The sequence below is a fragment of the Labrys sp. HAY1-8F genome (genome assembly GCF_056754975.1).
Genome location: NZ_JBPGWZ010000002.1, coordinates 2,791,153 through 2,804,409, shown reverse-complemented (window position 1 = coordinate 2,804,409; position 13,257 = coordinate 2,791,153). Strand labels below are relative to the sequence as shown.

At 64.5% G+C, this 13,257-nt stretch carries 9 protein-coding genes; 4 read left to right on the top strand and 5 right to left on the bottom strand.

Annotation, left to right across the window (positions count from 1 at the left end; all coding sequences use genetic code 11):
* Positions 1–856 precede the first annotated feature (856 nt).
* The 4 genes from rpsT to ACR9ZN_RS22030 all read right to left on the bottom strand — a co-directional run bounded on the left by rpsT (position 857) and on the right by ACR9ZN_RS22030 (position 8,120).
* A complete protein-coding gene (rpsT, locus tag ACR9ZN_RS22045) occupies positions 857–1,123 on the bottom strand; it encodes a 30S ribosomal protein S20 (RefSeq protein ID WP_149253229.1) in 267 nt (88 codons plus the stop codon).
* A gap of 157 nt (positions 1,124–1,280) precedes the next feature.
* Entirely contained in the window at positions 1,281–2,078 is a 798-nt protein-coding gene (locus ACR9ZN_RS22040; RefSeq protein WP_441771187.1) for a TSUP family transporter, read from the bottom strand.
* Between the two features lie 278 nt (positions 2,079–2,356).
* Positions 2,357–3,757 carry a virulence factor family protein gene (locus tag ACR9ZN_RS22035; protein WP_481273176.1) on the bottom strand — a complete coding sequence of 467 codons (1,401 nt, stop codon included), beginning with the start codon at positions 3,755–3,757 and terminating at the stop codon, positions 2,357–2,359.
* 301 nt (positions 3,758–4,058) lie between these two features.
* Complete coding sequence (locus tag ACR9ZN_RS22030) at positions 4,059–8,120, bottom strand: Pls/PosA family non-ribosomal peptide synthetase (RefSeq protein WP_481273175.1); 4,062 nt, start codon at positions 8,118–8,120, stop codon at positions 4,059–4,061.
* Between the two features lie 231 nt (positions 8,121–8,351).
* Here ACR9ZN_RS22030 and ACR9ZN_RS22025 point away from each other — a divergent pair, with 231 nt between their 5' ends.
* The 3 genes from ACR9ZN_RS22025 (at position 8,352) to ACR9ZN_RS22015 (ending at position 11,081) form a co-directional block, all read left to right on the top strand.
* Positions 8,352–8,615, top strand: a complete 264-nt coding sequence (locus ACR9ZN_RS22025) for a PepSY domain-containing protein (RefSeq protein ID WP_434958569.1) — start codon at positions 8,352–8,354, stop codon at positions 8,613–8,615.
* 90 nt (positions 8,616–8,705) lie between these two features.
* The gene (locus ACR9ZN_RS22020; RefSeq protein WP_434958568.1) at positions 8,706–9,368 is read left to right on the top strand and encodes a response regulator transcription factor; all 663 of its coding nucleotides are present in this window, start codon (positions 8,706–8,708) and stop codon (positions 9,366–9,368) included.
* 291 nt (positions 9,369–9,659) lie between these two features.
* Positions 9,660–11,081, top strand: coding sequence for a sensor histidine kinase (locus tag ACR9ZN_RS22015; RefSeq protein WP_454816593.1), 1,422 nt, complete (start codon positions 9,660–9,662; stop codon positions 11,079–11,081).
* A gap of 17 nt (positions 11,082–11,098) precedes the next feature.
* Here the strand turns inward: ACR9ZN_RS22015 and ACR9ZN_RS22010 are convergent, their stop codons facing one another.
* On the bottom strand, positions 11,099–11,644 hold the full coding sequence (locus ACR9ZN_RS22010) for a GNAT family N-acetyltransferase (RefSeq protein WP_481273174.1): 546 nt from the start codon (positions 11,642–11,644) through the stop codon (positions 11,099–11,101).
* Positions 11,645–12,132: 488 nt separating this feature from the next.
* Here ACR9ZN_RS22010 and ACR9ZN_RS22005 point away from each other — a divergent pair, with 488 nt between their 5' ends.
* Positions 12,133–13,254: an ABC transporter ATP-binding protein gene (locus ACR9ZN_RS22005; protein WP_434958565.1), complete on the top strand. Its 1,122-nt coding sequence runs from the start codon at positions 12,133–12,135 to the stop codon at positions 13,252–13,254.
* Positions 13,255–13,257 lie beyond the last annotated feature (3 nt).

Here is a 13,257-nt window from a genome sequence, read left to right as displayed (position 1 = left end):
ACCAGAAGGTCCACCTCATTATTGGCCTCGAAAGCAGCAATCGAATGCTAGCGGCATTACCTTACTGTTTTCAAAACTATACGTAGTCATCAAAGCATACCCCACCGATGCCCCGGAATGGACGGACGTCCGCTCGCAATATCGGGAAGGAACCTACACATGACCCGTTCCGAGAAAAAACATACCGAACCGGCCCAGTCGGGTGCAACAGGCAAATCTCAATGATTCGTTAATGGCCCCTCAATGTTCCCGATTCGGACAGCAGGTGCCTTCGCCGCCAAAGTCGCAAGGTGTTGAGGAGTCGATGGAATCATGGAGGCGGCAAAATGACTCAAAAATATTCATTTCGGATGCGTAAAGATTGCGAGGCTTCGTAATTTGCCCGGCACGCGCCGGGATGGCTGCAGGCCTACTTTTCTCTTATCCCATAAAGCCATGAAATATATGAGAAAATTTTGACCGACCAGGGAGGGTGGATGGCCATCCTGGCCAAACCTTGAGTTAAGGGGAAAGATTGCCCAGTCCATCATCATTAGTATTATAATACCACAATCGGGAAATATTGTTACGAGACGATGACAATCGTGGGTCGCGCTTTCTGCCAAGGCTCAACCCGGAACAAATGTTTCCCAGGCACCGTCGACGCGGACGGCTGGAACGCCGGCGCGGCAAGGGACGGGGCCGGAACGATGGCGCGCGACATCGGAGGGGCCGTAGGCCCAGGCGCCTTCCCTCCCTTCGGCCGGGGGACGCCAAACAACAAAAACCCGGCTTCGAGGGCCGGGTTTCGTCACCTAAGGGAAAGCAAATAAAGTGGTTCGATCACCTGTCTTTATTCGATGTCCTGCTGTTCGGCTCAGGCGCTGAGCTTCTTCACCGCATGGGCCAGACGCGACACCTTGCGCGACGCCGTGTTGGCCGGCAGCACGCCCTTCTGGGCAGCGCGCATGATCTCCGGCTCGGCGCTCTTGAGTGCAGCGGCAGCCTTGGTCTGGTCACCGGCAGCGACGGCTTCCTCGACATTGCGGATGAAGGTGCGCATACGCGAGCGGCGCGCCTTGTTCACTGCGGTGCGCACTTCGATCTTGCGCGTAGCCTTCTTGGCCGACTTCGTATTGGCCATGGTCCCTGCCTGTTCAGCCGGCCGCATCCATAACGATCCCTAAGAATCGCCGAAAGGCCGTGCGTTGCCTGAAATTGATAAGTTGCGGGCGCTACGAGCGCTCGCTATTGGAAGGCGGCTCTTTACATGCCAATGACTTCGCCGTCAACGACGGACTTCACTGGAACAGCGAAATAACGGCCTGATGCAAGGGATTGGTCGGGTCGAGCAGCAGTTTGACGGCCACCGAGCAGCATACCAGCACCAGAAGAGGCCGGATGAGGCGTGCGCCTTGGCGCACCGCCATGTAGGAGCCGGCCTGGGCGCCCACGAACTGCCCCACCCCCATGACCAGGCCCGCTACCCAGACGATCTTGCCTGCAAGGATGAACAGGATCAGGGAGGCGAAGTTGGAGGTGAAGTTGAGGAGCTTGGTGTTGGCGGTGGCATGGATGACGCCATAGCCGCACAGCGCCACGAAGGCGAGCATGAAGAAGGACCCCGTGCCAGGCCCGAACAGGCCATCATAGAAACCGATCAGCGGCGCCATGGTGACGGTGAACAGGGCCGGCGTCATGCGGGCCTTGCCGTCCTCGATGCCGGCCTTGGGCGAGAAGCGGGAAGAGAACGCAAAATAGAGCGCCATGGCGATCAGCAGCACCGGCAGCGCCGCCGACAGCAGCGACAGGGGTGCGACACTCACGGCCGCCACGCCGAGGCAGGCGCCGATCAGGGTCGTCACCACCATCCAGCGCGTCTGGTGAAAGTCGACATGGCCGCGCCGGGCAAAGGCGATCACCGCAGAGCCCGAGCCGAAGCTCGATTGCAGCTTGTTGGTGGCCAGGGCCGCCACCGGATCGAGCCCGGAGAGCAGCAGCGCCGGAATGGTCAGCAGGCCGCCCCCGCCGGCAAGGGCATCGACGAAGCCGGCCACCAGGCCGACGGCGCCCAATATGGCGATGAGAGTCCAGGTCATTTCCACGAGCGAACGTCTTCCTTCCGAAAGGCCTGCAGCCGGCACGCTCATAGCGTTTTGCGATTTGTCGGAATCATTTCAAATCGCAAAGGCGCGTTGAACCAAAGAGTCAGAGTAAAAGGGTGTTTTTAACAAAACGCGCTTTGCTCTAGCGGTCCGGAAGGCGAGAAAGCCCCCGGCTAGGCCATCCCAGGGCGCTTGGCAAGCCATTCGCACTGCCGGAGGCCGCGATGGGAGAGGGAGTGCAAGAAGCCGGGTACCATGCCGACGACCGGCGATCAGAAATTGTGCGGCGCCGATTTCAGCCGCCCAAGGATCATCCTGGCGATCGGCTCGTAATTGCCGTCGAAATGGTGGCCGCCCGGCCGTTCGACCAGGGTGGCCCCCGTCATGGCCGGGCCCAGGCAACCGCTCTGGCCGGGATCGCGCTCCTCGGTACCGTAGAAGCACATGACGCGATCGAGCGGCATCGTCTTCACAGCCGGCTCGATGCCGACATCGCTGTCATTGTTCATGCCGAGATAGCCGGAGACCGAGATCTCGAAGCTTGCCCTGGGGTCGAGACTGAGCAGGGCGACCAGCTTGATGGTCTCATGCGTGCTGTGCTGCAGGTTGCTCCAGGCGAAGGGCAGGACACCGGCACCCATGGAGTAGCCGACCAGCGCGACATGCCTGACGTTCCAGCGCCTCTTGTAGCGAGCGATCAGATGGTCGAGGTCGGTTCCGATCTGGGCGGGCGATTTGCGGCGCCAGAAATAGCGCAGGGAATCGACACCGACCACGGCGACACCGTTGCGGCTGAGATAATCCGAGATGCGTTTGTCGATGTCGCGCCAGCCGCCATCGCCCGAATAGAACACCACCAGCGTGTCGGCCTCCCTGGCGGGAATTTCCTCCACGGGCATGTCCTGCACGCCGCTGCCGGCATCCAGACGCGCGATCTCGAGGGCCGCGTCCGCAGCCGCTTCGAGACGGTCCGTGCCGACGGGCCTGATCTCGCCGACCGATCCCGTCCGCGCCAACGCGGTGAGGGTGCCAGCCCCGGCGCCGTCGGGGATGGCGATCCAGTGCGCGGGCAGCCTGGCAGGCAGGTGATAGGTGACGGCGCCGTCGGCGGTACGGATCGAATCGGCGCCGCAGAAGGGCAGCCGCGGTCTGAGGGTGGGATCGAAGCCGAGGCTGACCGCCCCCGCGATCGTGTTCGCCGGCGCCTGCATGTCCGAGACGAAGGCCAGCGTCCCGCCAAGGCCGCTGCCGACGATCACCGGGCGCTTATAGGTCGCGACGCCGAGGTCCCGCTGCGCGGTCTGCGAGAACTCCTCGAACAGTCCCAGGGCATAGTGGCAGCCGGTCCGGGTACCGGCGTCGAGCGCGGCCAGGAGATGGGGGCTGGAGAGCAGGGCAACGGCCGCGCCTCGCTTCACCAGACGCTCCGCGGCTCCCTGCAGCGCGGTTGTGAGGCCCTGGCTGTCCGACAGCAGCACGATGAAGGCATCAGGTTCTCCGGACGGAGCGAGCACGTCGACGGGGCCGAGCTTTTCATGATGCAGGGTAAGGCGGCGCCCAGGCGGCTGCCTTTCCGGGATCAGGGCGGACATGGCGAGGGCCAGACCGGCCAGGAGACCTGCCAGGAGACCTGCCACGACGAGGAAATGGTGGGGCCGGGCCACGCTCTTCATATTTTGATCGCGACGCAATCCCGGTCCTTGGCGCATCCGCAGGAACGCGCCCTGCGACGAGCGGCAACCTAGCCGGGGTCCATAAAAACTATGTGTCGTCGCACCTTGGGGTGCGACGCGGCCAGTTTGCCCGGCTTTGGGAGGGAATTAGGGCGGGATTGGAGTCGGATTATGGCTACGCGTCACCGCACCGCGAGAGGCTCGCCAATCGCATATCGCGGTCATCGAGGTACCGGGTATGCTTCTTCGCGCAAAGAGCCGGATGCCTCCACCGGCCCTTGTCCGATGGAGGCTGCGCGGGTTACTCCGCCGCCTCGGCGAGGACGGGGATCAGGGCCGGTTCATGGGCCTCGGCGCTTGCCGGGGCCGCGATCTGGGCCTGGGCCGGAATGCCGGTCCATACCGTCGAGGCGGGGAGCGCCTCGCCCTTCATGATCAAAGTCAGCAATTCCACCTGGGCAAAGGGGCCGATCTCGGTATCGTAGAGCACGGTCGCTCCGGTGCCGATCGTGGCGCCATGGCCGATGCGGATACGACCCACCTTCATCACCCGGTCCTCATAGAGGTGGGTCTGCGGGCAGGCGCCCATGTTGAGCACGGCGTAATCGCCGATCTCGGTGCAGTCGAACTCGCAGATGTCGGTGGTGTTGATCCAGGTGCCCTTGCCGATCTTGGCACCGAAGGGGCGCAGCAGCCAGGGCAGGAAGGGCGTGCCCCGGAGATAGTCTAGCAGCATCTTGCTGGCGAGGCCGCCATAGATCACCGCAACGCCTTCCGTGCGCATGGCCCACCAGGACCACATCGGACGCATCATCGGCTTGTAGGTGCCGATCAGCAGCCATTTCACCGCGACGGCGGCCAGGTACATCAGGCCGGAGATCGCCAGGCCCGCCACGAGGAAGATGCCGGTCGCCTCGAGCCAGGCCCCTTCGGCCAGCACGGAGGCGAGGATGTCGGCGGTGATATAGGCGGCGGCGATCAGCACGGCCGTCGGCAGCGAAGTGTGCAGCGTCTCGAACACCACACGCAGCAGGCGCATGCGCAAGGGCGGCGCATAGGTCGTGCCGGCGGCGGCCGTCACCCTCTGGCGGGTCGGCATGGCGATGGGCGGGCTGCCCAGCCAGGTCTCGCCGGCGCCGACATTGAGAGAATCGGGCAGGCGCGACTTGATGCCGATCAGGGCATCGTCAGCCACCACAGAGCCCTGCGAAACCACCGAGGAATTGCCGAAGAAGCAGCGGTCGCCCGTCTTCAGCCGCTTGAGGATCATGCGGCCATTGCGGACCTCCTCGTCGCCGAAGATGGTCTCGTCGCCGATGAAATTGTCGCGACCCATTTCGATCAGGTCGTAGCGCCCGGCAAAGCTCGCCGAGATCTCGGTGCCCTTGCCGATCTTGGCCCCCATCATGCGGTACCAGTTGCGCATGAACACGGTGGCATAGAGCGAGTTGAGCGTTTCCAGGAGGGATTCGGTCGAGAGGCCGATCACCCATTTGCGGAAATAGAGCGAACCAAAGATCGAATAGGAGCCCTCCCGCACTTTGGGCAGCAGCAGCCAGCGCAGGACCACCATTACCGCCATAGAGACCACGATCAAGGCGAGCGCCGCCGGCCAGGCGGCGATGGCCACCAGGCTCCAGGACAAGGGCTGGTCCGGATTGGCGCCGAACAGGGCCTCGACTTCCGAGAACAGCGAGAAGGCCGGGAAGATCGGCAGCAGGCCGATGACCAGGCAAAGGTTATAGGCGATGAAATAGCCGACGGCCTGGACGGAGCGGCCGAAGCGGCCGAGGCGGGGATGGTCGGCCGGATCGTCCTGCTCGGCAGGACCGATTTCGGCGGCAGGCGCTCCCTCCCAATGGCTGCCCGGTGCCACCATCGTGCCCTGCGGCAGGGCGGTGAGGTCGCCGATCTCGGCGCCGTCGCCGATCACGACGTCGCCACCGATGACGCTGCCATTGCCGATGCGTGCGCCGGCACCGATCTCGATGCGCCCGACATGGACCTCGTTGCCGATCACCTCGACATTGGCAAGCTTGAGCTTGGTGCCCAGGCTCGCCCGGTCGCCGATGGTGACGAGGTCGATCGCGCCTTCCTCGAAGTCGTCAATCATGGCGTCATCGCCGATGCGGGCGCCGAGGGCGCGCAGATAGACGCGGATGAGCGGCGAGCCCTTGAGGAATTTCGGCGTGGTAAGCTGCACGATGCGCTGCATCAGCCAGATGCGGAAATAATAGGCGCCCCAGAGCGGGTAGACGCCCGGCTTGGTGCGGCCGATCACCAGCCATTTCAGGCCGACGACGATCAGCTTGGTGGCGAGGTTGAGGCAGATATAGACCCCGCACAGCACGGCTAGCTCGGTGACGATGGAGGCATCGTCGCCCACCAGCAGCATGCTGGCGAGCAGGAGGCCGATCCATTGCACCGAGACGAGGGCGACGATGAAGGGCAGCGTGACGGCCTGGGCCAGGCCGCACAGGAAGCGCCGGGCGAGCGGCACGGGCTCGAAGCTGCGGTCGGGCGGCGGCGCCGAGGCCGTTGCAGCGGCACTCTCGTCCAGGGCCCTGGCGAGATTGCGCAGGGTGCGATGGGTATAGAGGTCGCGGATCGCGATACCCGACAAAGCCGGCACGCGGCGGACCTCGGAGACGAAGCGCGCCGCCAGCAGCGAGTGGCCTCCGAGCTCGGTGAAGAAATCAGCCTCGAAATCGATCGCCGGTGCGCGCAACAATTCCTGCGCCGCCTTGAGCAACTGGGCCTCTGTCCAGGAGCGCGGGGGCTCCTGTTCGCCGGCCGTGGCCTGGCGCTCCGGCAAGGGCAGGGCGAAGAGGGCCTTGCGGTCGACCTTGCCCGACGGCAGCACCGGCAGAGCGTCATGGAGCTGGAAGGCCGAGGGCAACATGTAACGCGGGATCTTGGCGGCAAGGTCACGTTTGATCCGGTCGAGGTCGATCTCGCCCTGTGGCACCAGATGGGCCACCAGCGTATCGCCGGCCTCGCTCTGATTGGCCGTCACCACTGCAGTACGGATGGCAGGATCGGCTGCCAGCAGGCTCTCGATCTCGCCGAGCTCGATGCGATAGCCGCGGATCTTGACCTGGCTGTCGATGCGACCCTGGAAGACGATCCGGCCGTCCGCCTTGAGGCTCACCGCGTCGCCGGTGCGGTAGAGCACGGGATCGGAGTTATCGATGGCGAAGGGGTTGGCGATGAACTTGGCTGCCGTCATCTCGGGCAGGTTGAGATAGCCCATGGCGACGCCGGGGCCACCTACCAGCAATTCGCCGACCTCGCCGGGCGCCAGCAGGTTGAGCTGATCGTCGACGACATAGGCGGTGTAGTTGGGGATCGGGCGTCCGATCGTGATGTCTTCGCCGGCCTCGAGCTCGGCCGAGGTCGCCACCACCGTGGTCTCGGTGGGGCCGTAGGTGTTGAGCAGGCGCCGGCCGGGCTTGGCAAAGCGGGCGACCAGAGCGGGCGGGCAGGCCTCGCCGCCCAGGATGATGGTGTTCAGCCCGGCGACGTCCCGGCTCAGCATGGACAGCAGCGTCGGCACCGTGTCGATCACGGTGATGCCCTCGGCTTCCAGCATTTGGGGCAGGGCGTCGATGTCCTGCAGCACAGCTGCGCTGGCGATCTTCAGCGTGGCGCCGACCATATAGGGGATGAAGATCTCTTCCAGCGAGAGGTCGAAGGCGATCGAAGCCTGCTGGAGCACCACATCGTCGGCCGTGATGCGCAGGCGTTCATTGCCGGCACGCAGATAGTGGCAGATGTTGCGGTGGGAGACCTTGATGCCCTTGGGCTTGCCGCTGGTGCCGGAGGTGTAGATGGCATAGGCGGCGTCGGTCAGCACTGGCGCGAGGCTGGCGGGCGTATCGCGGCGCGGATCGGCCAGCAGGGCGTCGAGCGTCACCGTCTCGGCCTCGACGGGGGCATATTTCTCGGCCTGCGGCGCATGGGAGATCAAGAGGCCCGCGCCGGCATCGGCGAGGCTCGCCGTCACCCGCTCGGGCGGAATGTCGGCATCGAAGGGAATGAAGCTGGCGCCGGTCTTGACCAGGCCCAGCAGCGCGACGTGCAGCTCGATCGAGCGCTGGAACCAGAGGCCGACGAACATGCCAGCGCCGACACCACGACGGACCAGGGCGGCGGCGACCCGGTCGGAGCGTTCATCGAGCTCGCGATAGGTCAGGCGCTCGCCGGTGCCGATCGCACCAAGGGCCTGCTTGTCGGGAAAGGCCACGGCGGACGCCCTGAAGATCGTCGCCAAGGTTTCGTCGCGGAGAAGGTCGGGACGCTGCTCGCCGCGAACCACGGCGAGCGGCCCGGCGGCATTTACTGGTACAGGAGAAGACAACACACGCGTAATCCTTCGGCCGGCGATTCGGATGGTGGCCAAAAATCGTTTCGAGCTATTGTAGCGAGGTGCGCGTTGCGAGCGTCTGACAGCGCCTGCAAGCCAATTGCAAGCTTGGTTTCGGTACACTGTGCAGAGGGGGAGCGAGGGCGCCCGGGAAACCCTGCTTAGGAGATTCATGACGGCTTTCAACGCCAGGTCCAGTGCTTGCGCGGGACTGCTACTGACAATTGCTTGCTTCATGCCGCCGCTCGAAGGGGCGATGGCGGGGGGGCTCATCGTGGTCAGCCCAGCGGCGTGCTGATCCGCCGCCCCGGCGCGCATTCATTCAAGGACATTTCCGCAGCCGTGGCCCGCGAGGTGCCGGGACGCATCCTGCGTGTGCGCGAATTGCGTCGCGGTGGGCGCTTGCTCTACATGGTTCGCGTCCTCAGGCCGGACGGCAAGCGCCGCGACGTGCTTGTCGATGCGGTGACGCTGGCCTTGGTCGATAAATAGGCTTAATGTCCGGCCTGGCTTGGCAGTGACTTCCTTGGCCCGGCCGTATCAGCCCATGAGATCCTATCTCCGAGATCCTAGCCTCGCATCATGCGTATTCTGGTTGCCGAAGACGAACGAGCCATCGTCGACGATATCCGTCGCAGTCTCGAAGCCCAGCAATATATCGTGGTGACGGTGTTCGATGGCGAGGAAGCCCTCTTTGCCGGTGAGAACGAGCATTTCGACCTGGTGATTCTGGATCTGGGCCTGCCCAAGCTCGACGGGCTGACGGTGCTCCGGCGCTGGCGCCTGGCGCGGCGTGGCATGCCGGTACTCATCCTCACCGCGCGCGACGATTGGCGCGACAAGGTCGACGGCATGGATTCGGGCGCCGACGACTACCTGACCAAACCCTTCCGCATGGAGGAATTGCTGGCGCGTGTCCGGGCCCTGGTCCGCCGTGCCTCGGGCCAGTCCTCCCCCGTCCTGTCGAATGGCGTGCTGGAGCTCGATACGCGCCAGCGGGCCGTCTCCTTCTATGGCAGTCCGGTACAGGTGACGCCGCTGGAATATCGCCTGCTCGCCTATCTCCTCCATAATGCCGGCACCGTGATGTCGCAGTCCCAGATCACCGACTCAATCTACGATCAGGATGTGGAACATGACTCCAACGCCCTCGAAGTCGTAGTCGCCCGCCTCAGGCGCAAGCTCGACAACTCCGTGATCGAGACGCGCCGGGGCCAAGGCTATGTCATTCCGGCCGAGCCCTAGGGCCTGTCGTCAGTTATGGTTTGGAGTTTGACGGGAGCGATTTTGGCCGAGTGGAAGGGGCGTGAGGACGCAAGCCTTCCGGCTTGCTACGTCAGCCACAGGCAAAGCCTGTGGCTGATACGATGCGCCAATCAGCCAAAAGCGTCCCGCCGCCGAAAACGGTGAGGTGAAAAATGGTCGTCTGCAGCGTCGCTTCGCTTGCCAAGACGAAAGTCTTGGCGGCGCTAGCTCCTCCCATCCAACCATTTTTGACCTCATCAAACCCGAAACCATAACTGACGACAGGCCCTTGTGACCGTGACCTCCTTCTCCCTCAGGCGTCGCATGTTGTTCGGCTCGGTGGTGGCGATCGTGGTCGCCACCATCCTGGCCGGCATCGGCATCGACGCGATCTCGGGCCTGGCGATCCGGGCTCTCGAATTGTCCGAGGTCGAGGACGAAATGCGCCTGCTGCTCGGCAGCATCGAGGTCAACGGCTCCAACCAGCTCACGATCGACGAGGGGCCGCAGGACCCGCGCTTCGAATTGCCCAATGGCGGGCTCTATTGGCAGGTCGGGCGGGGCGGCAATGTCGAGCTGCGCTCGCAGTCGTTGTGGGACCAGGGCCTGCCCTGGCTGCATGCGACGGCGGTCAAAGGCGGTGGCAAGGTCAACGATCTCGTCGGACCGAATGGCAGCCAGCTCCTGGCGGTGGAACGTTCGATCGTCATCTCGACCGCGAACGGCGATCAGACCGTCAGTGCCCTCATCGCCCTCGACAATGCCCAGCTTTCGCCGGTGAAATGGCGCTTCTTCTATGCAATGGCCCCCTCGCTTGCCGTGCTGATGGCGGCGCTGCTTGGCGCAGTCATTGCCTTCCTGCGCTATGGCTTCCGTCCGCTCGACAAGCTCAGCGTCGAATTGCTGTCGCTACGCAGCCGCCCGGCCCGCAAGATCAGCGGGCGTTATCCCGACGAGATCCAGCCGCTGATCGACAACCTGAATGCACTGATCGCTTCGCGCGAGGCGCAACTCATCGAGGCGCGCAGCCGGGCGGGTGACCTCGCTCACGGCCTGAAGACACCGCTTGCGGTACTGGAGGCCACCGCCCGCTCCCTGACCGACAGCGGGCAGGCGGCCGCGGCGAATGCCATCCGCGACGAGGTCTGGCGCATGGACGCCCAGGTCAAACGCACCCTTGCGGAGGCGAGAGCGAGTCTGGCGGCGGCGCAATTGTCGGGGCGTGTCGACACCCATGCCGTGTTGTCCAAGCTGGTCTCGACCATGCACAAGCTCTCGCGTGACAAGGACATGACGTTCGGCCTCGAAGCCCCGCAGGGCATCGTGATCGCCATGGACGAGAGCGATTTCACCAACATCGCCGGTAACCTGCTCGACAATGCCCGCAAATGGGGGAATTCCCAGGCAAAAGTGCGCCTGATGGCGCAGACGGCCTCGCCCATCATCCTGCTGTCGATCGAGGATGACGGGCCTGGCCTGCCGCCCGATGCCGAAAAATCCTTCATCGAACGCGGCAAGCGTCTCGATGAAACCGTGCGTGGCACCGGCTTCGGCCTCGCCATCGCCAAGGACATCGTCGAAGCCTATGGCGGCGAGCTTCACATCGCCAGATCGAGTCTCGGCGGCCTCGGTGTCGAGGTGCATCTGCCCAAACGGCTTATTGTCACCGACATGGGCGATGACGATTCTATCGAAGGGCGGCCCTCGGCCTGACGCCGGGCTGTTGACGCTCACAAGGTCAGACGCATCACGTGCCGGCGCGAGCCAGCCCGGCCGGCGGCAGCAAAGCCACGCCCTTCGAACAGTGCGACAAAGCCCATGAAACGGTAGCTGGGCGAGTTCGGATCGACGGGATAGGCCTCGATCGCCCGCGCTCCCCGGCTGCCGGCAAGTGCGATGGCCGCATCGAGCAGGGCGCGGGACAGGCCGGCCTTGCGGTGGTCGCGCCGCACGAAAAAGCAGACGATCGACCAGACGCCGGCCTCCCCGTCGTCCTGACTGGGCGAGAGCCTGAGGTAGCTCTCTCGCGGTGCCAGTGAGCACCAGCCGACGGGCTCGTCGTCGAGATAGCCGAGAAGGCCGATCGGCACGTCGGTCCGGACACGCTCATGCAGTGCCTGCTTGCGGGCGGCATTGTCGGCCGAGCTACGCTCTTCCATCGGCCGCCAGGCCATGCACCAGCAATATTTCGGCGCGCCCTTGCCTTCGAACAACGCCTCGAAGTCGGTCCAATTGGCGGTGGTGACCGGTCGGATGGAAAATCTCGGATCGACCATGCGGTTGACCTCTGGCTGTCTGCCGCGTCCGTTTCAACCATGCTCTCCCTGGAGAGTAGCCTCAGGCATTTGTGGAGGCGGTGCCAGCGAAATCGACAGGCAAAGCCACGGCCGGCGATTTTGGATGCCGAGCCGGCGAACCGTCATATGCCTGTCACGTCGAAACGGCAGGGATAAAACATGGCAAGGCTTCTGCACAGCTGTGCAAATAGAGGCCGGCTTACCGGTAACCCTGCTTCCGTGTCGTTGGAGCAGATTCCAACGACTCAGGATTGAGCGAACGACCGCGATGGAATGGCTCTGCGCTATTGACAGGAGTTTCGGGCAGAGCGAGCATTGCACAGCTGTGCAATCAGACATGGCGATGAGGAAACGAGAGGGGATGGCGCCGCCGGTTGCAGGCGTCCTGCCTGAATCGAGGACGCCGGGCTCCGCCCGCGGGAGGTTGTGCCGTGAAGCCGAGTGATCAAACCCAGATGGACCGATCCTTGGCGACAGGCTCCTTGCGGCAGCCCCTGCTCGAGGTCGACAGGGCCTCGGTAAGGCTGGGCAACACCCAGGTCTTCGAGAATCTGAGCCTGACGGTGGGCGAGGGCGAATTCGTCGCCCTGCTCGGTTCGTCGGGCTGCGGCAAGACCTCGCTTCTGCGCACCATCGCCGGCTTCATCCAGCCGCGTTCCGGCGCCATCCGCGTGCGGGGACGCGACATCACCGGCGAGCCGCCGGATCGGCGCGGCATGGCGCTGGTGTTCCAGACCTATGCGCTCTGGCCGCATATGACGGTGGCGCAGAATATCGGCTATGGCCTCAAGCTGCGCCGGCTCGATCGCACCGAGATCGCTGCCAAGGTCAAGGACATCACCGCGTTGCTCGGCCTTTCCGGGCTGGAGGAACGCAAGCCGGCGGCGCTCTCCGGCGGCCAGCGCCAGCGTGTGGCGCTCGGGCGGGCGCTCGCCGTCAGCCCCGACATCCTGCTGCTCGACGAGCCGCTGTCCAATCTCGACGCGCGCATCCGCCTCACGGTGCGCCAGGAGATCAGCGCCCTGCAGCGCCGGCTCGGCATCACCGCGATCCATGTCACCCATGATCGCGAGGAGGCCATGGTGATGGCCGACCGCATCGTCATCCTCAACGCTGGCAAGATCGCGCAGATCGGCACGCCGGAGGAGGTCTACAATCAACCGGCTTCCGCTTTTGTCGCCGCCTTCATGGGCGCCGAGAATAGCCTGCGCCTTACTTGCAGCCCCGCTCCTCCTGGCGAGGGCCTGTTGCGGGTGGAGGGGACGGGCGGTGCGCCTGCCCTGATCGCTGCAGCCGGACGGCCGGTCGTTTCAGGCCCATGCATCGCCCATTTCCGGGCCGAGGCGGCTGAACTGCATGCAGCTGGGGCCCAGGCAGCCGAACTTTTGGCGAATCCCACGCGAGGCTTCCTGGCACTGCCGGGGGAGATCGGTCAGGTCAGTTTCCCGGGCGGCTTCTGGCGCCATGTCGTCGCCACGCCGGCCGGCCCGCTGGTCGTCGATGCGCCCAAGGCCTGGCCTGATGGCGCGAAAGTCAATGTTCATATTCCCGAGACAGGCCTGTTCGTCTTCCCCGGCGAACATGGCTGAACC

Bases quoted from the DNA above. Each gene is read 5' to 3' on its own strand.
- ACR9ZN_RS22040 (WP_441771187.1), bottom strand. From the start codon at position 2,078: ATGACCTGGACTCTCATCGCCATATTGGGCGCCGTCGGCCTGGTGGCC.
- ACR9ZN_RS22035 (WP_481273176.1), bottom strand. From the start codon at position 3,757: ATGAAGAGCGTGGCCCGGCCCCACCATTTCCTCGTCGTGGCAGGTCTC.
- rpsT (WP_149253229.1), bottom strand. From the start codon at position 1,123: ATGGCCAATACGAAGTCGGCCAAGAAGGCTACGCGCAAGATCGAAGTG.
- ACR9ZN_RS22020 (WP_434958568.1), top strand. From the start codon at position 8,706: ATGCGTATTCTGGTTGCCGAAGACGAACGAGCCATCGTCGACGATATC.
- ACR9ZN_RS22010 (WP_481273174.1), bottom strand. From the start codon at position 11,644: ATGGTCGATCCGAGATTTTCCATCCGACCGGTCACCACCGCCAATTGG.